Source organism: Tamlana carrageenivorans, from assembly GCF_002893765.1.
GTDB classification, from domain to species: Bacteria; Bacteroidota; Bacteroidia; order Flavobacteriales; family Flavobacteriaceae; genus Pseudotamlana; species Pseudotamlana carrageenivorans.
In genome coordinates, this window is the sequence record NZ_CP025938.1 from 3,866,107 (window position 1) to 3,890,794 (window position 24,688).

The following is a 24,688-nucleotide window of genomic DNA, read 5'->3' on the forward strand; positions in this document are numbered from 1 at the left end:
TACTTAAAAGTATTTTTTTTAACACTAAATCATAAAAAAAGCAAGCCATAGAAAGCTTGCTTTTTTATGAGCCTACAAAAGGTATCAACAAAACCATTAATAGATCTCAGAAAGGAACGATTAAACATTATTTAAAAAGACCATACTTTATTATCATTAACCAAACTTTATACTAATTTTTAATTATTCTTTGCGAAATTTGCTTTTGATCGGTAGTTAAAATGACTAAATACAAACCTGAGTTAAACTCTGAAAAATTGATCTCTAATTTTTTGATAAAATTTTTATTCTCAAATACTTTCTGTCCCATAATATTATAGATTGAAACCGATCCAGATTGGGCTTCTACATTAAGAATGCCTGCTACAGGGTTGGGATAAAATTTCGGTTGAATCGTTTCATTCTCATCCAAATCATCCATTTGACTTTGAGCCTTAGATCCAGAAGAACTGTTTTTATATGCAGAAGATAGGTTTGTACAAATCGTGGCTTGAGGGTTATAACCTTCAACTTCCATTTTGTCAATATTTGCTAATCCCGACTCGGTTAAAGCTTCTAGCCTAATAGTATGAACACCAGCTGAAAAAGGCACTGAAACAGTAGCGCTTGAATTCTCAGCCCAACTTGTCCACGAATCTGTTACACTAAAATCTGTGGTCTCTACAATATTACCATCTACCATAACTTGAGCCCCTCTACTTGCATCACTTCCATTAGCATATCTCCAACGTAAAATATATTCCCCTGCATTTGGAGTTGTTATTAACCACTCAATACCAGCCCCTATTTCATTCGTTGAATTCATAAAACCATCTCCTTGAAAACCGATATGATTACTATCAATTGTGCCTTCTACAAAACAAAAACCTGTGGTATTTTCGTTTATTGATATTTCTGAAACTGGCTCTAAAACATTAATAATAAAGTCTTCAGTACTTTGAGTACCGCAATCATTGGTATAAACCGCTGTGTAAGTTCCCGATTGAGAAACCTGTAAATTATTAAGATTAATTTCTCGTGTATTGGCCGAATACCCATTTGGTCCATTCCAAATCCATGTACCTCCCGAAGTAGGGTGTGGTCCAAATTTAACCGCACTTCCTTCATTTACAGTTGCCACATTTACTTGTTGCCAGGCTTCTCCATCAATTTGAGTATAACCTTCTAGAACTGTTGCTATACAAGAAGATCCATCTGAGGGATCGGTATAATTAGGGGCGCCATTTTGATTTTGACTTTCTGTAATTGAAGCAACCATGTTATTTAAATAAACCTCCACATTAGTGTAAATGGCACTTAAAGTGTAGGCAGAACCATCTGAAGCATTATTACTATCTAATCCATTGGCAGCCTCCCAAACGTTTGGCATCCCATCACCATCAGAATCCTCGGGGGCTGAATTAGAGTTGTAATTAGGCCATCCGCCAACATCAGATTGCGTATCAATAATTCCATTTGTACTTCCATTAGACCATTCATAAGTATACGTCCCAGAATTAGTTTCATTCACAATTCTAGCATCTACAGCATCACGTTTAAAACTAGCTCCTGTATGTGCAAGCACTTTGCTAAAAGCTGAAACTGCCGAATGTGTGGTAATATCTCCCGAATCAAATGAGGTTAGTGACTTTAACTCGTTCTTGTTTTTAGTGGATGGGTTGGGGTGAATCCCTTCCCAGTTGTCGGATGTCACAGAAGAACTCCCACACATGTAATTTCCATTTACATAAAACATGCCCCAAACCCCTGCAGCCTGACTATTTGTACCGCCATCGGCGTTTGGTGAAAAAATTCGTTTATTCACATTAGACTTGGTTGCTGGTCCTGGCTTATAGTAATTGTTCACAAAATTATAAGAACCGCCTTCGCCAGCATAACCGCTATTTGACCCCCAGTTATATATAACATTATTTCTAAAATCAACAAGTTCTAAATTTGGTTGATTTGAATATCGACTCCCATTCATTCGTGGGTTTCTACTATCGTGATGTGCTATTAAATTATGATGAAAACTTGCTTTTTTACCACCCCAAATACCTCCGTAGCCATGATTGCCTTTATTATGAACAGAATTTCTTAAACTTTCAGAAAGTATACACCAGTGCATAGTAAAATTTGTATTATCATAAAACGAAGAACACTCGTCGGTACTCCAGCTCAATGAGCAATGATCTATAATAATATTTTTGTTATTTCTACCCCAAAGTGCATCATTAGTTGTTTGTGATTCATCCCCCATTCGACTTCTAATATATCTCATAATGACATTATCTGCGCTTATCATAAAGGAATAATTTTTAAGACAAATTCCATCACCTGGAGCCGATTGTCCTGCAATGGTTATATCGTTATTGTTTATTCTTAAATCGGAATTTAAAGCTATAATACCAGAAACTTTAAACATGACAATTCTTGGTCCAGATGCTTCAATTGCGGCACGTAAACTCCCTGATCCAGAATCATTCAAATTGGTTACGTAAATAACTTGACCACCTCTACCACCAGTGGTAAATCGCCCGAAACCTTCTGCTCCTGGAAAAGCTGGTGCTTGGATATTAACGTTATCATTTACGGTAAACCTTCCTGATTTTACAGCATTAGGTGAGCCGCCTTGAGTAGTAATAGTATAATTAAAAACACCACTTTGTGTTGGTGATCCGCTAAAGGATACCTCTTGATTTGAATTATCGACATCTACTTGAATCCCTGTTGGCAAGCCAGTAACACTAACTGTTGTAGCATTTTCCCAATTATAATAAAAATTAGTAATACTTTCATTTATGCTTATCGTTTGACTTGATGATCCTGCACCATGCTTAATTAGTTCTGCTGGTGCTTGCAACTCTGTAAAATGAAAATGATTTATATTAAATAAGTAACCGCTACCACCTTCAAAAACGAGGTATACATCATGTACTCCTGTTATTAGGTTAACATTTGTTGAAAAATTAGCATAAGTTTGCCAGCCTCCAGTATTCGATATGCTTAGAGCTCCTATAACCGTACCAGAAGTAGGATTATCTATTACCACCTTAATGTTACCAGAGTTAGTGGTCGCAGCTCTTGCATTAAAAAGGGCAGCGCCATTTCCAAAATCAACATTAGAAAAACCCAACCAATCTCCTGTTTGAATAAACCCAACATTTTCTCCGCCTTCACCCGAATTTTCGGTTGCAATACCATACTGAGAGCTGAAACTCTCTGCTTCAATAGTATTATAAGCGCTCCTAGAAGGAACAGTGGCTGCTGGATTCCAATTATCTTGACCAGCCAAGACAATTTCTGATTCATACTGTGCCGCTTCGTTTTGTCCGTTTATAGATCTCAACCCAGCCCAATTGGCTCTACCACTCATATTTGCTCCAGGCCCTGTATTCATCCATTCGTATAGATGAAGTTCTGTACTGGTATCGGCATAAGTCATATTCCATTTATCCCCCCAGCCTAAAGGATCTATTTGAGAAGGCATATTACAATACAACCAGGCTACTTTAGGATATTCGTGCCAAGGTCGTCCAAATTTAATTAAAGCACCATCATCTCCATTTCTCGGACTATTATTTTGATATGTTAAGTTACACTTATAAAAAACGAAACCATAATCTTGGTTAATGGTAGAAGAAGGTGCTGTTATCCATGCACCACCATAACTTCGTATTTCACATTCATTAAAATAACCGATACCTCGACCATAAATATAATCTGTACGACCTAGAATCATACATGATTCAAAATACGCACGTGACGTTTCTGCCATCCAAAAGTATATAGTATCTTGATATCCCGTAATATCACAATTAACGAAAACATTACGATCGGCTTGTAACGTTAATGCCTGCGCTTGCCCTACAGGGCCTGCAGTATTGGCTATGGTTAAATTTTCAGCTCTAAAATCATTCGCTTTAATGGTTAATGTAGCGGCAGTGCGAACTAAATCACTATTACTGGCCCAAAGTGCTACTTTATGGTCTGGACACATGCCATCGCCACCATCATTACAATTATAAGTATCGTAAGAAATTATAGTTTGCGACCTGCTCTCACCGATTAAAGTGATGTTAGTTTTGTTTGCTGGAACAATTAATTTTTCATTATTATAATGACCATTTTTTAAATATATGGTTGTTGGTGTTCCTGCAGGAACAGCATTTATCGCGGCTTGGATTGAAGTATAATCTCCCGTTCCGTTAAGGTCAACAACAATATCTGGGGTAAAGTTCTGAGACATGCCCTGATAACTAGACTATAACCCTAGAATAAAAAGGATTAATACGTTTAAATTTTTCATAAGATGTTTAATTTAACTATCATTAATTATTTGTTTACACTGTATTAATCCCTGATTCAATTTGGTTTAAAAATAAGGTTAATACATACTATTTCTCATTTTTGATTTACACAAAATGGTTGATGTAATATTCTTGTTTTTAGAATAAGTTTAATTTGTTTTTAGACAATCGTATAAAATACCAACAATTATGGCACAAAAAACTTAATTGATTTCACTCCTAATTTTGATTCAATTCTTCCTATATAAATTCCTGTAGTATTTGGTGCTTTTACCATTAAAGTACTTGAAACATTTTGAGATTTATGCATAACTCTGCCTGTTAAATCATAAATAGTTACAAGGCTATTTATAGGTAGGTTTTTTATATTAATTAAATCATCTTTAAGAACCCATTGTATTTTGTTAGAATCTAAATCATCAATAGAAAGCGAAAGCGGAGTTGCAACTCCGTGTATATTGACATCAGCAAGACAAATTGTCTTTCCCGTAGCTTCTCCACTATACCAAGGGTAAACACGTAATTTAAGAGTTTCACCATAAGATCTGCGTGTACATACCAACAAAAGATTGATCAAGAGCTAAAGCTGGACCATCAAGAACATAACTTTTATCAGTCGATAATTCCCACAAAAGATTAACCTCTGTTCCACCTGTTAATTCAATAAAATTTGATTTAAGTGGAATTTCCTTTGTTATTATACCATTAGTTGCTGTAAGCGTTCCGTTTTTGCTTCCACCGGTGGATTGTGAAACTGAAACATAGAATTTTTTAAACTCCAGATTTCCATTAGAATAATTCAAAGTTATACTTGAAGAAAATGAATCAGATTTACTAGGTGCAATTAAGAAACCATCGCTAACTGAAAGTGTAAAATCTCCATCGGAAGGATCTAAATCAAATCCTGTTATAGTAACTTCCTTAGTCAAAGTTTGTCCAGAATACGCATCTCCAAAGTCACATATGGTAGGATTAATGAGTAAGTCTGTTGCCGTATTAATATATGACGCTAAAATATTTTGGTTGGTCATGTCTTGAGCACATAATCGAGCTATTAATGTAGCGCCAAGAGCTGAAGGGTGGGTGGAATCAGAAGACACAAAAAGTTGTGTTGTACTAGCGGCATCTCCATAAGATTCTAGCAACCCCTTTGTTAAGGTTGTTAAATCGATAAGTTGAACATTTTTTGCAACAGCCACTTCCTTCATAGCAAAGCTATAATCATAAGAATGATCGGATTCTGGCATACTAAAGTTTTCACCCAAATCATGTCGCCCCTTTCTGGTAATGGTTCCACCGCTAAAATATTTTCTACAAATGGCTGTAGCTAAAATAGGAGTGGCTCCTAAGGCTCGGGTCTCATCGATATATTTTATAAGATATTCTTTGTAAGTACCTTGAGCTGAAGTTCCTCTATAATCTGTTCCGTTTAATGGGTTGTTAGGATCAGTTCCCCCGTCTAAACCACCATTTTTCTCATCGTTATGGGCAAATTGAATAATCACGTAATCGCCTGAACTAATCTGTTTTTTTACAGTTGTCCAATAAGGGGCTTCCAAGTAAAAACTTTTACTACTTGATCCACTTTTCGCACGATTATTAACCACTACATCAGAAGTAAAAAATTGCTGAAACATCATCCCCCAACCTCTTATATCAGAAGTGTTCTCATCATAATTGGCCATGGTAGAATCGCCAATCGTATGTAATGTAATTTGAGCCGTTGCACCATGTATATTACAAAAAGCAACAAAAGCACCAATAAGCATTTTGTAAGCTAACTTTCTCATTTTTATTTAGTTTAGTTTATTTAGGCAGGAAAATCCTGAGCACATCCGAAGACTTGCCCAGGATTAATTAAGCCAAAGGAAACGTGGTTAGTATCTCCTTACTTTTTACACACTTTAAGTGTGCCATTTTTTCCATCAATCTTATAACTGACAATATAAAACCCCGACTTTAGCCATTGTAAATCGATTTCTTGAACAGGTTTTGTTATTTTACGTAACTGTTGTCCAGACATATTAAAAATTTCCATGTTCTGAAGAACACCATGAACTCTTAAAGTATCTTTTTCTAAAAACACTTTCTTATCAATACTCAAACTAGTATCTACAGTTATGGAACCACTTCCAGAAAGAAGCCCTGGATGTGTCGAGGCATCATAAGTTCCATCCCCTAAATCGGTTCCGTTTAAAGTAAATTGATTAACCAGCACAGCAACATTCAAAACAGCAGAAGCATTTCCTGCTATATTCATTACTAGCTTATCACCAGCACATTTAGCATGATTAAAAATGGCTTGATTATTAGCATCGAGATCAATTAAAGCGTTTCCAAAGGCATTTTCTACGGTTCCGTCAATCGCTGCTACACCTGCTGCATTAAAAGCAGCCACTTTTAAATCCCAAGTTCCTGTAAACCCACTATTATCGCCACCTAATTTTACTGTTGCAGTATTTGCAACATCTCTGGTGTTTTGAACGATTATTTTATGATCTCCGGAAAATGTACCAGGTAAATCCATAACATGACCTGCAGCGTTAGAACCATTCATTAACAATGAAATATCTCCTTCCAAAATGATAGGAGCTTCAAAATAAAATCCCGTTCCACCTGTTGCATAAGTGATATTTGTACCTTGAAACATTCTAACAGGTCCTAAGCTTTTAGAGTCCGATCTTCTCAAACGAATACTTCCAGCGTTCTGCACATACATGTCTCCAGAAAAAGGAGCGCTTTGAGCTTCAATAGTTTTACCATCTACAATAACTTTTTCTCCTAGTTCTGGCAGAAGTGCCGGTGAGTAATGCACTGGATTATCCCACTTTCCGTTAGCTCCACCTATAAAAATAAATTCACTTGGTCTGCCAATGATTATTTTACCTGAACCACTAATAATAGACGGATGCGTAGTGGCGTCATACTGTCCAACACCTTGTACAACATTATCAATATACCATTCGCTAATGGTGATATCTTGATTAATAACAATTTTGGCATTACCTTCAGTAAAAATTGGTGTATTTACTTTTAGTGCGTTACTTACATCAATGGTTAATTGTCCTGTGGTTTTTACAGTAATATTCTTGGTATTACCTAAAGAACCAGAAACTTTAGCTTGCAAATCGCCTTCTTCTACAACAATTTCACCTGTATAATCTTCACTATCACCATTTAACTGAACAATTCCAGATCCTTTTTTCGTGATTTGGTGAACACCTTGTATTGAGCCTTCAAGATTAAGGTTATGAGTAAGATTAAAATCAAAATTCCCTTTTGACTTTATTGTTCCTGCCAAAGTTGCATCTGCAGAAGCTGTAATTACTGACTGACTTAGAGTTAATAAGGTGGTAGTACTATTAGCTGTAACCTCTAAAGTTGCTCCATTTGTTAAGTTTAAATCTGCAGCAAAATCGCCTCCATTTGCATTTATTATGACATTACCATCAACATTTGCAACCTCCGAAGCTACAGGTACACCATCTGGGTTCCAGTTATTAGCCTCTAACCAGTCGTTGTTAGCAGCGCCACCATCCCAAGTGTAAACAGTAACTGCGGGTGCAATTGCTGTAGGATCCCAATTATCAGTACCAGCTAATACGATTTCTGGCTCATATAAATTGGCTTCATTTTGGTCGGTCATGGCACGAAGACCAGCCCAATTGGCTCTACCGCTCATATCGGCACCAGCTCCTGTGTTAATCCATTCGTATAAATGTAAGTCGGTACTTGTATCTGCATAATCCATGTTCCATTTATCCCCCCAACCTAAAGGATCAATTTCAGCAGGCATGTTACAGTATAACCATGCCACTTTAGGATATTCATGCCAAGGACGACCAAATTTAATTAAAGCACCATCATCTCCTGGTCTAGGGCTATTATCTTGATAAGTCAAATCACATTTATAAAATACGAAACCATAACTTTGGTTAATAGTTGTTGAAGGTGCCGTAATCCAAGCGCCACCATAACTTCTAATTTCGCATTCATCAAAGAAACCAATTCCTCGACCATAAATATAATCCGTACGCCCTAAAATCATACAAGATTTAAAGTAGGCTCGGTTGGTTTCAGCCGTCCAAAAGTAAATAGTATCCTGGTATGCTGTAATATTACAATTAACAAACACATTTCTATCGGCCTGTAAAGTAAGGGCTTGGGCTTGTCCAACAGGACCAGCAGTGTTTTCGATAGTGATGTTTTCTGCTTTAAAATCGTTTGCTTGAATAGTGAGTGTTGCTGCTGTTCTAACTAACTCGCTATTACTACTCCAAAGGGCTACCTTATCATCAGGACAAAGGCCATCATCTCCATCATTACAGTTATAAATATCATAGCTAATAACAGTTTCCTCTCTGCTTTCTCCAATTAAAGTAATATTCGTTTTAGAAGGCGGAATAATCAATTTTTCTTGATCATACAATCCCCTTTTTACATAAATAATAATTTCAGAACTACTGTTAGAAGGTGCTGCATCAAAAGCGGCTTGAAGCGTTGTAAAATCGCCTGTTCCGTTAACATCCACTACAATGTCTGGGCTAAAATTTTGGGCTGTACCCAAGGAACTCCACAGGAGTCCTACAATAAAAAAAAGATAAAAGTTTAAATGTTTCATAATACTTGGTTTAATATTTGGGTTTAATAATTAATTTATCTATTCATTGGTTATTTTAATGTCGTTTTAATCCAGTCCATAATATTATATCTAGTTTCTAGTGAAATCCAATGTTCATTAACTGGCGTAATTAAAGCTTCCTTAGGGGATTGTATTGTATTATAAACAATATAACTTGTGGTTGGAGGACATACATTATCATTAAATCCCCAGGTCATAAAAACTGGAACTTTTATAAGTTTAGCAAAATTAACCACATCAAAATATTCTAGAGTTTCTAATTTTTCCGGTGTATCCATACCTTCAAATGTGGTAAACAAGTGCGGGTATCCCCCTGCCTTATTTATTTTATATCTTGCCATATCGGAGAGTGCGGGATGATTGGCCGCACATGCCGTAACACGTTTATCTAATCCCGTTGTAATTAGAGCTAATGCCCCTCCTTGGCTACCACCTTGAGCTATTAAATTTTTACCATCCCATTCCGGCAATGTCACTAAATAATCCACAGCCCTTATACATGATAGGTAAACGCCCTTCATATAATAATGCTCCTTATCATCTAAACCATTTACTAAATAGCTATTATTTTTATTTCCAAAAGCCTTACTGATCTCACTATAAGTATGCGCATCCAAATTTGGGCGAATACCATGAATTTCCATATCCAAACGGATAAACCCATTTTCTGCATAGAACAAATCCTTTGAAGGATTCATAGGTTTTATACCTGCTCCTGGAGGTGAAATTACAATAGGAAATTTCCCTTGTTTTTTGGGTAGCGTTAGATATGCATAGAAAAAATGTCCCTTTTGTACAGACTGAATTTTAAGTAAATAGCAATTTATTTTATCATTTGAAAATTCTGAAACGAATTCCCTTTCTACAACCATAGGACAAGTAGAAGCCTTTTTTAATGCATCATCCCAAAAGCTTTTAAAATCGTTCGGAAACTTAGTATAAGGTGTTAGCTTTTCTGGCTCAAAACCAACTTTAATATGATAACTATATCGTTTATTTTTATAATTTAAACTAAGTTTACAATCTCTAAACCCAGGGGTATTCATTGTACCTATTGGAACAGTGGCTACACCATGATTTAAAGTAACTTTACCTTGTTTTTCTTCAGGCATCATATCTTCACCAATACTATAATTTACAACAGCTGCATCAAGCAAAACTCCGTAACGATAAACACGTATAGTAATATTGGCTTCCTCTCCTAACTTATAAAGCCAATCCTTATGATTCGGTTCTGCAACCCATAAAATATCGTCATGACTGGGGTTATTTTGAGCAAAACTTACAATAGAGTTAATAAGAAAAACAGTTAAAAGAATCAATTTCTTAAATATGGTTCCATAAAATTTCATATTTCTACTAATCTCATTTAATTAATTTATAAACACTTCTCTTTTAATTACCTCTTTACTCGATTTCAATTCTAAATTTGAATTATCAAAATTTACATTTTGAAAGCGTATTGCTTTAGTTTTACTTCCAAATAATTCAATTTGTGTTTGTTGGTTATTCTGAAATGAGACAGAATCTAGGTTTACATTTTTTCCGTTGTAAATTGTTATCGCTTTTTTTTCAGGCGTTAATATTTGAACATTTTTAAGCTTCAGTCCATCTACATCCACAATTTCCACCCCCTTATTTGCCTTTAACACAGCATTACTTAAGTTGATGTTTTTTAAGTTCATTTCTGGTAACCCCATGAAAAAACCTGCTTTTTCAGCTCCAGAAACATGAATATTGTTCATGAAAATATTTTTAAATGAAGGCGTTTCTTCGGTAACTTCAACTAAAACTTCCTCAGTTGAATTAACCTCTTTATTTGTAGTTAGCCCATCTGAAACAGGACTTTTTCCGCCATAATAAAGATTAAACCTTATGGCATCCGCTTTAATATCAATCATATCAATATTTGAAATAAAGACATTCTCTACAACGCCTCCTCTTCCTCTTGTACTTTTAAATCGGAGTCCTGTGTCAGTACCAATAAATGAACAATTTGAAACATGCACATTTTTAACACCACTAGACATTTCACTTCCTACAACAACACCACCATGACCATGATACACGACATTATTTTTTACTATTACATTTTCTGTAGGGAATTTACGGTCTCTACCATCCTTATTTTTTCCTGACTTTATGCAGATAGCATCATCACCAACATCAAAGGTGTTATTGTAAATCAATGCATTTTTACAAGAGTCTAAATCTAATCCATCTCCATTTTGTGAATACCAAGGGTTTCTAACCGTTAAATTTCTAAAAATTAGATCTTCGCACATTAAGGGATGAATATTCCATGCGGGTGAATTTTGAAAAGTTGGCCCATCTAAAAGCACTTTTTTACATTGAACAAGGCTAACCATTACAGGTCTAAGGAAATCCTTTACAGCGATAAGGTCTTCATTGTTTTCAGCATTTGGAACGTTAAAGTCGGTGGTGTTTTCATAACCTTGTTTGGAGCTTTCAGAAGGAAACCACAGTTTGCCATCATCAGATAAAACACCTCCAGATTTTTTTAGGCTATTCCATTGGTTATCGGTCATTTTCATTTTTTTAACTGGTCTCCAAGCGTCACCATTACCGTCTATAATCCCGTTGCCTGTTATAGCAATATTCTGCGCATTATTGGCATTAATAGGTGAAATACATCGTACTGTATTTAAACCTTCAAAACTGACTTTTTTTAAAGGATAATCATCAAAATCTTTACTAAATAGTATAATTGCACCACTTTCTAGATACAAATTAATATTACTTTGAAGTGTAATTGGCCCGGTAAGCCAAATACCTCGAGGCACTATAACTTTTCCTCCTCCTTTTTGAGAAACTTGAGAAATAGATTTTTCAAATGCCAAGGTATTTTTAAAAAGTCCATTACCTATGGCGCCAAAATCGATGATATTCACTTCATAGTCAGGAAAGGAAACCTCCTTTACTTTAGGCATTTTAAATTCTATGTCATTATAAATATTATCTAATTGTACATTTTGACTTTGAGCATTAAAGCTCCCTGTGTTTATGATATACAAAACACCGAAAATAGCCCATGTTATTTTTTTGATATACTTCATGTATTTGCAAGATTTTTTCAATTAACTTTTTTTATAGGTTTTGAAGATTATTAAATACTATTCGAGCAACCTCAACGGCTCCCTTAGGCTGAAAATGTGTATTATCTTTTTGTCCCTCTGGATAAGCCTCGTACTTACCAGCAGGTAAATTCATAAAGTAATTATTGGTTACATAATCCTGTCCTTTTTGTGTAAAAAGGTCTCGTGATGCCTTATTTAAATCGATTAACGCTACATTCATTTCATCAGCGACTACAAATTGTTGGAATACCTGGCCCCATCCTGTAACGGGATACCTGGTTTTCATATAGTCTTTACCTGGTTCGTAGTTATTGTAGTAATCGGCCATCGTGGAATCCCCAATTAAAAAAATTGTTGTTACTAGTTTTTCTTTCAAACCGTAGGCTATAAAAAACGCGCCTACGAATAGCAACAATCCAAACTTTATCAACTTACTTTTCATTTTATTTTTTTTAGTTGTGAAATTATATGCACTATTAGCCTGAGTTGACACATCGTACACATTGAATGTAGTTACAATAACCTCCTCATTATTGGTATGGTTAGAAACTATTGGCTCTTTTATTTTTGGATTTTGATAAAACATGTTGGTGTTTTCCCCTGTAGCTTTTTGCAATTCCACCCCGTTTTTATCCAACAAAATTTGATTGGTACGTATTCTTAAATTCCCACCTTTTTTTGAGTAAATTTTCACTGTCTCTAATGTGTTTGCTTCCCAATGTAAATCGACCTCAAAGCCACCTATGGCCACAAGTCCTTTTACACTTCCTTCTTTCCATGATTCTGGTAAAGCAGGTAGTAAAAACAAAGCATCATCGTGCGACTGAAGTAGCATTTCGGCTATTCCCGCCGTGCAACCAAAATTTCCATCTATTTGAAATGGCGGATGTGCATCAAATAAATTAGGATATGTCCCGCCAGATATCGTACCGTCTTCTACCAAGGTTAATTGGGTTTTAATAAGTTTATACGCTCTGTTTCCGTCAAGCATCCGTGCCCAAAAGTTCACCTTCCACCCCATGGACCATCCAGTAGATTTATCGCCTCTATATTCTAAAGTTTGCTCTGCCGCTTTAAATAATTCTAGGTTTTTGAATGGTGAAATTTGCGAAGCTGGATACAAACCATATAAATGCGAAATATGTCTATGCTTATCATTTGGTCTGTCCCAGTCTTCAATCCATTCTTGCAATTGCCCATGTTTACCTATCTGCATTGGAGGCAGTTTGCTACGTAAAACTTTTAATGAATCTGCAAATTCCAAGTCTTGGCTTAACACTTTTGAAGCCCTAATAACATTACTAAACACATCGAAAACTAACTGATTATCCATGGTTGTACCATAAGTTACTCCAACACCATCTACATATTTATTTTCTGGTGAAATTGAAGGCGCAACAACTAACCATTTATTTTTTGGTTCTTCTTGAAGAACATCTTTGTAAAACAAAGCTGTTGATTTTAAAATAGGATAGTATTCCTTTAAGAAATCTTCATCACCCGTAAACAAATAATGCTGCCATAAATGCTGTGTTAACCAAGCGCCTCCCATGGGCCAAAAACCATAAAAGCCACCATCTACAATACCCGAAATCCGCCATATATCGGTATTATGATGAATGTTCCAACCTCTAGCATGATACAGTTTCTGCGCACTTAATTTTCCTGTTTCCGAAATATCTTCCAACATGGAAAATAAAGGCTGATTCAATTCGGAAAGATTTGTAACTTCTGTTGGCCAATAATTCATTTCGGTATTTATATTGACCGTGTATTTACTATCCCAAGGAGGTGCTAACCGATCGTTCCAAATACCTTGCAAGTTTGCAGGCTGACCGCCAGGTCTAGAACTCGATATCAATAAATATCTCCCAAATTGAAAATAAAGCGATACCAACGATAAATCTTCTTTAGTTGCAAAATTTGCCAAACGCAGATTGGTTGGTAATTCATTTTTTTGGTTCGTTCCTAAGTTTAAAGTAACTCTATTAAATAATTGCTGATAATCTTTTATATGACTGTTCTTCAACTCGTCATATCCTTTATTCTTGCTTTTTTCAATAAAAGACTTAGCAATTTCATTCGCAGAATTACTTAAATCTTTATAATTTTTAAAGTTCGTTCCAATACTGACTAACAAAATAACCTCATTCGCATTTTTAATTGAAATACCGTTGTTCTTTTCTACTATTTCACCGCCAAATACTTTAGGGTATACTAATGTTTCAAATTTAATTTTTCCTTTTTTATTTTCATGATCACCACCAACACCTTCTAACTTCAAAAACTTATTTTCTGTTTTGATATTATGATTCAATTGTGGGCTATCCATAGTAATTTCAAAAGTCAAACTACTTGGTTTATCTGCCGTAAGATGGATTACCATGACTTGATCGGGATAGGACACAAAATATTCTCTTTTAAATTGAATTCCTTTAGCTGTATAACTAACCGAAGCCATGGCATTAGCTATGTTTAAATCTCTTCTATAGTTATAAACAGATTGTTGATTAGGAAAGTGTAAATTCAAATTGCCTACGGTTTGATAAGGCACACCATAATTGTTATTCTTTGGAGTGTCTTTTGGAAATACTTCGAGTGCCAGACTTTGGGCTTCTTTATAGTTTTCATCAAATAATAAGCGTCTAATTTCTTCTACTTCGTTAAAATAATCTTTTGTAATATTATTTCCCGGCTCGCCTGCCCAAACCGTTTCTTCATTTAACTGAATTTTATCATGGGTAATGCCTCCAAACAACATACCTCCAATTCTACCATTTCCAATAGGCAGTGCTTCGTTCCAGTTTTTTGCTGCAGATTCATACCACAGCACATTTTCGTCATTATCTTTTACTGAAAATGATGTTGTGCTTTGAGCATATCCCCTTAATAAACAAAGGAAACAACAAACAGAAACGATTATTTTATAATTCATATTTAAATAATTTAGATTTAGCTATAATCACTAAAACTCCAGTTTCAACACTTTGCCTTTCATTTGAAAACGTCCTTCAATGGTTTCTGTAGAATTTGCATTTAAACGTCCTTTAAATCCTGGTTGTTCACCTCCAACTGAAACCTTAAACCATCCTGGTTCAACAACAAAAGCTTCCTTTTTGTTTATCATACCAAGTTGTCTAGAGTTAATAGTAAATTCTACCTCTTGTTCCTCTCCCTTTTTCAGAGTGATTCGTTTAAAAGCTACTAATTGTCTTATAGGTCTTGGAGTTGATCCTTTTTCGTCGGATATATACACCTGTACAACCTCTTCTCCATCAAAATCTCCTGTATTTCTAATTTTAACACTAAGTTTAACAGCATCGGAAGTTGTTAAATTAGACGCTATTTTTAGATCACTATATAAAAATTTGGTATAACTCAAACCGTAACCAAATGGAAATAATGGTTCCTTAGAAAAGTAACGATAGGTACGTCCCTGCATATCGTAATTTTCAAAATCGGGTAATTGATCTACCGATTCGTAATATGTAACTGGCAGGCGCCCTGCTGGGTTATAATCACCAAACAAAACATCGGCAATAGCATTTCCACCTTGCTGTCCGGGATATCCCGCCGATACAATTGCAGCGGCGTGTTCTGCGGCATAATTTATAGATAAAGCACTACCATTAAGCAATACCACTACAACAGGTTTTCCTGTTTTAATAAGTGCCTTCATAAGGTTAACTTGTGCTTCAGGTAAATCTAAACTTGTACGATCACCACCTTCAAACCCTTTTAAACTCACGCCCATTTCCTCGCCTTCTAAACGTTCATTTAAACCTAATGCTAACACGATAACATCTGAATTCTTGGCTAAATCCACAGCTTTTTCCAACTGATTATTTTTAGGGGTACCCCATAATAATTTCGCTTCAGCTTCGCCATAGTAATTTTTAAACTTAACTTCTACATGATAAGTTTTACCTTTTTCAAAATGTATTTTTTTGGCATTAACTTTGGCGTGATGCGTAAATTTACCTCCGTCTTTTAAAGTTTCGGAAATAGTATATTCTTGGAAAGGTTTTGCCCAGTTACTAAAATAAAAATCTCCTGTTTCGGGAGCTATGATATACCCTGTCCAACGCACACTGTAATTTCCCATTTTCAATTTGGTGTGAGGCGGATTGACATCCCAAGTAAAATTTACTTGATCATCTATTTGCGTTAAAACAGGTGTTCCACTCCAATCTAAATTATCAAAATATTCAGCTTTTAAACCCTGTACACCTTCTTCGGTTCTTAAATAGACAGAAGGAATAACCTCCATGGTTGGCAGCCCTTCTGCTAATGGACCTCCTTCTTGATATGCAACTTCCACTTGAGGCTCTACTTTATTTCTAATTCCTTCAAGTACTGTAATTGGATTTTGAGGAGTTCCGCTATAATTACCTAAGAGCGATTGCACGTTATCAGCATTTGGACCGATAACTACAACTTTTTTTAATGACTTTGAAAGAGGAAGTATATTATCATTTTTTAATAAAACAATACTCTTTTGCGATGCTTTTCTTGCCAGACTATTATGTGCGGCATTATTATTTACCGAGAATGGAATTTGTGCATAAGGCACTATCGTATCAGCATCGAACATACCTAGCTTAAACCTTGCAGTATATAACCTAGTTAATGCTAAATTTAACTTGCCTTCGTCAATTAGTTTCTCTCTTACAGCTTCATTTAAATTTTTATAGGTACTTCCACAATTTAAATCACAACCTTCCATTAAGGCAAGCGCCGAAGCTTTGGCTGCTGTTTTAGTAATGTTATGATCTTTATAAATATCAGCAATGGCACCACAATCGGAAACAACATAACCATTGAACCCCCATGTGTTTCTTAAAATATTGAATAAAAGCGGACTTGAACTTGCAGCTTCTCCTCTAACTCGATTATAAGCCGTCATAATAGAATGTACATTACCTTCTTCTACTAAAGTTCTAAAAGCAGGCAAATAAGTTTCCCATAAATCACGGGTACTCACGTTAACGTTAAATTCGTGCCTTAAGGGTTCTGGCCCCGAGTGTACTGCATAATGTTTCGCTGTAGCTACGGTTTTAAGATATTTAGGGTCGTCCCCCTGTAAACCTTTTACAAACTGTAAGCCCATTTGTCCTGTTAAGTATGGGTCTTCACCATAAGTTTCATGCCCACGCCCCCACCTGGGATCTCTAAAAATATTGATATTAGGCGACCAAATAGTTAATCCTTGATAAATATCATGCTGCCCATTTCGTTTATATTCATGATGTTTGGCTCTAGCTTCATCGGAAATAACTTGTGCCACTTTAAACATGAGTTCGGAATCCCAAGAACCCGCCATCGTGATAGACTGTGGAAAAACAGTCGCATAACCCGCACGGGCTACCCCGTGTAAAGCCTCATTCCACCAATTGTATTTTGGCAAACCTAAACGTTTAATAGCTGGTGCATCAGACATTAGTTGCTCTATTTTTTCTTCTAAAGTTAATTGAGCAATTAAATCATCTACACGTTCTTGAATAGGTAATTCTGGATTTTGAAATTTATAAGTTTGTTGTGCAAATAAAGCCTTAGTACTTAATAACCCAAAAAAAGCCAAGTATTTTAAATACGTTTTCATTGTTTACTTCGAAACTTTAAACCAGTCTACATCGGCATAACCACCTCTTGTTGATTCTTCTCCCCTTACACTAAAAAGCCCAACTTTTGTACCAATCCATTTACCAGGTAATGCGGTAAATGGCTTTCCTATTTTCTTATATTTTTTTCCGTTTTCAGAATAACTAAATTGACATATAGCATCCAAACCATGACCAGTAACCTCTACTTTAAAATAGGCTTCATTTGTTTTTAGTTTTTGAGACTCTATAATTTCTTCTTCTCCTCCTTTAATAGCTTTCTTGGCTACAATCTGTTGTATGTAATAGTTATTTTCTTGATGCGTGATTTGTAAGCTAGCATAGTCCATCCCCATAATTATTAATCCCGCAGCTTTATCGGAAACGGCTTCCTCTGGAATTAATTTAATTTTTGTTGTTGCTACGAAATTTTTAGCAGGAAACTTTTGCAATAATAAGTTAGGTGTCATCCACAAATTCTTGGACTTTTTAGGTGTTTTTATTGAAAACAACCTTAAGTTGTCGGAACCACGCAGTTTAGAGTGCCATAAAATATTGGTATTGGCTTGGTACTGCCATTGTAAGCCAATATTATTACCTGTGAACATATCGGTATCTTGTGGAGTTACTATAGGGTATGTTTTTCCTATATGCGGTTTTTTATGCGATTTAACTGGCTCTCCTATACCATTTCCATCTAAATCCTCCCCCATTAAAGGCCAATCGTTACTCCAAGACATAGGTTGTAAATGCACAATTCTACCATAAGCTTCTACATCTTGAAAATGATAAAACCAAGATTCTCCACTAGGTGTATCGACCCAAGCCCCTTGATGAGGCCCGTTTATATCTGTTTTACCTTGCTCTAACACAACTTTTCTTTCATAAGGTCCATATACATTTTTAGACCTTAAAGCCAACTGCCAACCTGTAGAAACTCCACCTGCTGGCGCAAAAATGTAATAATAACCATTTCTTTTATAGAATTTAGATCCTTCAACTGTTGGGTCTATCTCATGGCCATCATATACATGTTGACCTTCATCAATTACCGCTGTTCCTTCCTTATTTAATTCTCTAACGGTTAAGATACTTTTTACGCCTGCACGACTTCCAGCCCAGCCATGAACAAGATAAACACGTCCATTATCATCCCAAAGCGGACAAGCATCAATCGCACCTTTGGCAGGCATAACCAAAACAGGAGCATCCCAGTTTCCAAAGGGATCTTTGGTCTTCACCATATATACCCCAAAATCTGGGTCGCCCCAATAGATATACAACTCATCGTTATGGTAACGAATACTAGGTGCCCAAACGCCATTACCATGTTGCGGGATATTAAAAACATCTTCTGGAACTTGTTTTTTTAAAGCATAATTAACCAACTTCCAATTCACCATATCCTTAGAATGTAAAATTGGTAATCCAGGAACACAATTAAAACTTGATGCCGTCATAAAGTAATCGTCTCCAACACGCACCACATCGGGATCGGAGTAATCGGCATGAATAATAGGATTTTGGTAAGTTTCATCACCTAAATCGGACACCCAAACATCTGACACAAAATTGTTATTATTTTGAGAAAATCCAATATGATAACATATGATAGTTAATAAAAAAAAGTAATACTTCATTTTTAAATTTGTGTTTATTTTATAATAATTTTAAAAAATTCTGATCAAGAAAGCATCCCCAAATGTGAAAACCGAAATAAATAAGGTGACATTAAAATTACTTCTAGATAATCCATAGGATTGTAGATTTGTATATTATGATACCGTATAAAAGGTTGTTAAATTTTGTTAATAAGGAAAACCTAAACACTATTATAAGGTCTATAAGAGGTATATTTTCGTTGATTTTTTTACATTGATTAGTTATAATCTAATCGTGATTTAATCCACCAAACTATTTATATATACTTCAATATTTTCGTAACCTGTACTAAGTTCGTGCCCATTCGGGTTGTTTTTAGTAACATCAAGTTTCATTTCTTTCTTCCAAGAATCTGGCATCCCATCGCCTGAACTATCTACTGGAGCTTCTGTAGATTTTAATTCTGGCCATCCCCCCACATCGGCCTGAGAGTCTATTATGCCACTAGTACTTCCTTTAGAACCTTCAAAAGTATAAGTACCATTTTTAACCTCATTAACAATACGTTCGTCAACAGAATCGCGCACCAGAGATGCTCCACCATGTGCTAAAACCTTTTCATAAGCTTCTTCAGCCGAATCTGTTTGCACATTATTTTCAATATCGTGTGGTGTATTTAGTTTCATGTTAGCTTTATCTTCTTCAGAAACGGTACCATAACTTCCGTGAAATTGATTATAAACGCCATAAGTCCAATTGTCATTGGTTACATTTGAACTTCCTTCCATAAGATTTCCATCAATATAGAACTTCCCCCAAATATCATAGACTTCGGTTCCTTCATTTTTATTTTTATCAATTGCAATAATTCTTGTTTTTTTCTTGGTTGCTGGCCCTGGCTTATAGTAGCAATTAACAATATTAACATTCATAGCTTCACCGCCATAACAACTGTTGCCTCCCCAATTATAAATAACATTATTTCTTAAGTCGACTAAATCTGTTAACGCAAATGATGATCCTGCATACTCTCCTAATCTAGGATTCCTACTATCATGATGCGCTATTAAATTATGGTGAAAAGAGGCATTTTTTCCTCCCCAAATTCCGCCATATCCATGAGAACCTTTTTCGTGTACTGAGGTTTTTAAACTTTCAGTTACAAAACACCATTGAAAGGTGGTATTTTCATTATTATAAAACGTAGCTGTTTCGTCAGACGACCAACTTAAAGAACAATGGTCGATAACAATGTTTTTATGGAATCTTGATTCTAAGGCATCGGCTTGTTGTGCTGCAGCATCACCCATTCTAAACCTCAAATATCTAATAATGACGTTATCTGCATTTATAACAACAGGATAATCTTTAATACAAATACCATCACCTGGGGCTGTTTGCCCTGCAATTGTTAAATCATTATTTGTAATTTTTATAGGCGATTTTAAGGCAATAGTACCAGACACTTTAAACAATATATAACGTTTTCCACTTGTATTTACAGCTGTTCTAAAACTACCTGCTCCTGAATCGTTTAAATTTGTAACAAAAATTACTTTACCACCTCGTCCTCCTGTTGTATATTTTCCAAATCCTTCTGCCGAAGGAAAAGCAAAAGCCTCCTCTTGGACTGCTGTTGGCTGCTCTTCTTCTGGTTCAGGCTGAGGTTCTGGTGTTACTTCTTCCACCTTTTCTTCCTTTTCATCCTCAACAGTTGATGAACTACAGTTATAGGCGAAAATTAAAATTATAACTATTAATACATGAATCTTCTTCATTTTTATTTTTTTATTTCAATAAATAAAGGTGCCTATGTTTTATTGTCAACTCCATTTCTGGCAAGGAATTGCCAAACATCTACAAATGTTACAACTAAACAATTTACTAACTTTTAAGGTATTCTTTAAATGAATACTAACAACATAATAGGCACCCAATTAATTCAAATCACACTGTGATTTTTTTAGATTTTATCTCTAAAATTTGTATCTCCAGAATCATATCTACCAATAAAGCTTTTATCCTTGATATGAAAATCATTCATATTTGGATCTATCCAAAGATCATCCTGAGCGTTTGTATAATTTGCTACCGGGAAACCTGGTATTTCATCTCGTGTAAATGAAAAGTTTGCTGTGGTATAATTATTTAATAAATCAAAGCTAGTATTTTCTAAACCATCTATACCTTGCATACCATAGTTATCAGAATCTGTCATGTCCCAAGTATGCCCCATGATCGTATTAATAATGGTTACACCTCCAGTTACATTATCTTGTCCTGATTCTCTAAATCGTAGAAATTGTCTACCCGTTTCTGGTGTATTTGCAAAACTACAATCGCTAATATTTAAAGACTCAAAATCATTTTTTGAGACAATAAAGTATGCAGCATGATTTACCGAACTATTAGTTATTGAAAAATGATTTAATTTGGCAGCAACGTTATCTACAGCTACAACTCCATACCCGTTAATACTGTCTAAAACACAATTATTAATAAGGTAATTATTTATAACATTAGCATTATCTTTTTGTCTTAAAACCCCTCTAAAATTGGTTATGTAACAATCTTCAAAGCTAATTTCGTCGAGAGTTGATGTTTTACTCATATTCATAACATATTTACCTGACCAATCGGTTCCACGTAACTCTAAACCTACAAAGCGTAGATGACCTACATTCGCACCATCGGCCACATCAAAATTCCCGTTAAATAATAGTTTAGCTTTTTCTTCTCCAAAACCATAAGCCGCTTGAATAGTAACCGATTTATCTAAAGCAACAGAAGGCGCATCGTAAACAGAACCTCGAGCTATTAAGATTGTAGAATTATCTGGAGCAGATGCTAAAGCATCAATTACAGCACTTACACTTTGATCTCCTCTTATATCGATTACTCCTGGACTTGTGGGGTCTATATCTGCAATTCTTGTAGTATAATTAACCCAACCTCTAGATCTATCTTCACTATAAATGGCTATTTGATAAGTTGTTTCAGGTTCTAGGTTTTCAACTACGGCGACACCTGCCAGTTGCTCGTCTTCTGTGACTGCTTGCTCTGGAAAAAGCGGATTTTCTAATCTTAAATCGTTTTCACTAAACACTTGGATTCCTGTAACAGGTAAACCTGAAGGTGTCCATGTTACTCTTGCTGCGATATCAGTTACATCAAAAGGTGCTGGTTTATTTAAAATCGAAGGAAAAGTTTGGGTACGTATGTTTCCAAAATCTGAAACTTTACTATCATACATAGCCTCCTGAGCATGTGCTTGTGCTCTTACCTGATAGATCACATTCCAGAATAACTCTTCTCCTACTGTGGCTTCTTCAACAACGACATAACTCGTATCAGATTTAATTATATATTCTACCGTGGCAAAGGAATCTCGACTCACTTCTACAGTGTAATTAATGGCATCTTTATATTGCGCCATATCTACTATGATGGTATTATCTATTGCTTCCAATAGCCCTTCATTTAGTACAGGACCGAACAAACGTGTTTTTTCCTGAGAAACATCATCATCATTGTTACATGCATAACATAAAACCATGCATATACAAGATAAAGCTAACACGTTTATATTAAATATGTTAAATTTATTTTTCATGTGTATTGTATTTTTTTTATTTAAAAGCATAACCATCATTTTTTAAAGTTCCTTGGCTATTTTCAATCGCAATTGTAGGAATTGGAAATATATATCTTGCAACTCCTGGCATCGGTCCTTCATCAATATGGTTTGCCCAATCTCTAGTAACCCATTCTTTATAAGTAAGGTCATCATCATGAAGTTCTAATAAAAATGATACTCTTGTCCAAGAATCATCTGGTGGAACAATTTTTCTGTCAGGGTTTAATATGACAAACTCACCATTTTCATCAATTTTCCAGTACATATAATCTGGATATTGAGTAGTACCATTATAAGCATCATCGGCTAAATTTTTAAGCGTTTCAACGGTTTCTCTCATTTTTTCAGAGTAAATACCCCATCTAATAAGCTCATATTTACGAATCATTTCTCCTCCAAACTCCCAAGCACGTTCATCAACAATAGCCTCAAAAAACGCTTCTTTTGATGTGGATACACTAGCTAAATATTGGTCTACATCTTCAGTCCAGGTCGATTGATCAAAAGCTCTTTCTCTCACTCTTCTTAAAGCGTTTTGAGCTTCCATTGTTGGACCGTTAAGTTCATTTTCGGCCTCGGAAAACATTAAAATCACATCGGCATATCGCATCATTGGCCAGTTTATCCCAGTACTTTTGGCTGATGATGCTCCTGGAGGATTAGTTAAATCTGCTCTACTCCATTTTCCTTGTGAGATATTAAGAGGTCTGTCTACAAATTCCTTTTCAAAGTTTACATTGATTTTATATAAACCACAGGTTATGTCTCTTCTTAAATCATCGGAATCAAATGACAAATAATAAGAAGGAGGCATGGCCATATAATTATTTCCTGAGCCAAAATCGTGTGATGATGTTGGACCACCTTCAACAGTAATTCCAATATTCCAACCCACATCACCACTATTTAAAGAGAAAGGCACCTCGAATAAAATTTCTCCATTTTCTGAAGGTTGTTGAAACTTAACTTGATCTAAAAATATCTGCCTAAAATCTTTAGGCAATTCACGATCTTTTAAACTCATTAATTTAGCTGCATAGGTTTTAGCTATACGGTAATACTCCAAATAATCAGCGTCTCTTACCATGGTTAATTCTGGGGTTAAATAATAGCCCCCTCTTTGAAGAGCTAGCCTAGCAATCATACCCAAAGTATATTCTCTGTTTACCTGCTCAATGCCGAATCTGGTTTGTTCAGACCACTTCATGTGCTCTTCAATTTCAATTAGGTTTTGAATTTCACCCGAAAGTATGGTGTTTCTATGTGTTTTAGGCAGGAAGAAATCGGCACCTGCTACTGGAGCATCTACAACATAAGGGACATCTCCAAAATAAAAACTTAACATACTATACCAGTAAGCTCTTAAAGTATAGGCTTCTCCTAACAATTGATAAAATGTGCCTCTTTCTGTAGAATCACTAGAATTTAGCTTACCACTATTTTTAATACCTTCAATAGAAATATTGGCATCTCTAATGGCTTTATAAGCATTAGACCATACGATATCTAAATCTCTATTTGCTGGGTTTGCATCTAAATTCCATATTTGATAACGATCGGATTGACTTCCCCAACCACTTGAGTGTTCTATATCCGTATTTCCGGTCATATTGTTTGACAACCTTGACCTAAATGCGTCTTGATTAAAATAAGAGTAAGCCGCATTAACACCATTTCTAGCATCGTCTACATTAGAGTAAATGTAATTATTATCAAAAGTAGAAATAGAATCAGGTTCCATAAAATCCTCACTACAAGATGCAAACATTACAAGTGAGCATGTTGCTATTATATTTTTTATTTTCATATTTAAATGTTTT

The 24,688-nt window shown here is 35.4% G+C and carries 12 protein-coding genes; all 12 read right to left on the minus strand.

Going from position 1 to position 24,688, the window contains the following annotated elements; genetic code table 11:
- Nucleotides 1-172: 172 nt before the first annotated feature.
- Entirely contained in the window at nucleotides 173-4,228 is a 4,056-nt protein-coding gene (locus C1A40_RS17015) for a pectinesterase family protein (RefSeq protein WP_102996937.1), read from the minus strand.
- Between the two features lie 248 nt (nucleotides 4,229-4,476).
- On the minus strand, nucleotides 4,477-4,854 hold the full coding sequence (locus C1A40_RS17020; RefSeq protein ID WP_158651403.1) for a T9SS type A sorting domain-containing protein: 378 nt from the start codon (nucleotides 4,852-4,854) through the stop codon (nucleotides 4,477-4,479).
- Nucleotides 4,823-6,079: a rhamnogalacturonan acetylesterase gene (locus C1A40_RS17025; protein WP_199287724.1), complete on the minus strand. Its 1,257-nt coding sequence runs from the start codon at nucleotides 6,077-6,079 to the stop codon at nucleotides 4,823-4,825. The genes C1A40_RS17020 and C1A40_RS17025 overlap by 32 nt, the downstream gene beginning before the upstream one ends.
- Nucleotides 6,080-6,177: 98 nt before the next feature.
- On the minus strand, nucleotides 6,178-8,910 hold the full coding sequence (locus C1A40_RS17030; RefSeq protein ID WP_102996939.1) for a pectinesterase family protein: 2,733 nt from the start codon (nucleotides 8,908-8,910) through the stop codon (nucleotides 6,178-6,180).
- A 50-nt stretch (nucleotides 8,911-8,960) separates the two neighbouring features.
- Nucleotides 8,961-10,283, minus strand: coding sequence for an acetylxylan esterase (locus tag C1A40_RS17035; RefSeq protein ID WP_102996940.1), 1,323 nt, complete (start codon nucleotides 10,281-10,283; stop codon nucleotides 8,961-8,963).
- Nucleotides 10,284-10,304: 21 nt separating this feature from the next.
- The gene (locus C1A40_RS17040) at nucleotides 10,305-12,008 is read right to left on the minus strand and encodes a glycoside hydrolase family 28 protein (protein ID WP_102996941.1); all 1,704 of its coding nucleotides are present in this window, start codon (nucleotides 12,006-12,008) and stop codon (nucleotides 10,305-10,307) included.
- A gap of 31 nt (nucleotides 12,009-12,039) precedes the next feature.
- Complete coding sequence (locus tag C1A40_RS17045; RefSeq protein WP_102996942.1) at nucleotides 12,040-14,964, minus strand: glycosyl hydrolase family 95 catalytic domain-containing protein; 2,925 nt, start codon at nucleotides 14,962-14,964, stop codon at nucleotides 12,040-12,042.
- Nucleotides 14,965-14,994: 30 nt separating this feature from the next.
- The gene (locus C1A40_RS17050; RefSeq protein ID WP_102996943.1) at nucleotides 14,995-17,631 is read right to left on the minus strand and encodes a beta-glucosidase; all 2,637 of its coding nucleotides are present in this window, start codon (nucleotides 17,629-17,631) and stop codon (nucleotides 14,995-14,997) included.
- Between the two features lie 3 nt (nucleotides 17,632-17,634).
- Nucleotides 17,635-19,269 carry a glycoside hydrolase family 43 protein gene (locus tag C1A40_RS17055; protein ID WP_102996944.1) on the minus strand — a complete coding sequence of 545 codons (1,635 nt, stop codon included), beginning with the start codon at nucleotides 19,267-19,269 and terminating at the stop codon, nucleotides 17,635-17,637.
- A gap of 261 nt (nucleotides 19,270-19,530) precedes the next feature.
- Entirely contained in the window at nucleotides 19,531-21,009 is a 1,479-nt protein-coding gene (locus tag C1A40_RS17060; protein WP_102996945.1) for a pectate lyase family protein, read from the minus strand.
- A gap of 185 nt (nucleotides 21,010-21,194) precedes the next feature.
- Nucleotides 21,195-22,844, minus strand: a complete 1,650-nt coding sequence (locus tag C1A40_RS17065) for a DUF4957 domain-containing protein (protein WP_102997255.1) — start codon at nucleotides 22,842-22,844, stop codon at nucleotides 21,195-21,197.
- 16 nt (nucleotides 22,845-22,860) lie between these two features.
- On the minus strand, nucleotides 22,861-24,675 hold the full coding sequence (locus C1A40_RS17070; protein WP_102997256.1) for a RagB/SusD family nutrient uptake outer membrane protein: 1,815 nt from the start codon (nucleotides 24,673-24,675) through the stop codon (nucleotides 22,861-22,863).
- Nucleotides 24,676-24,688: the final 13 nt, after the last annotated feature.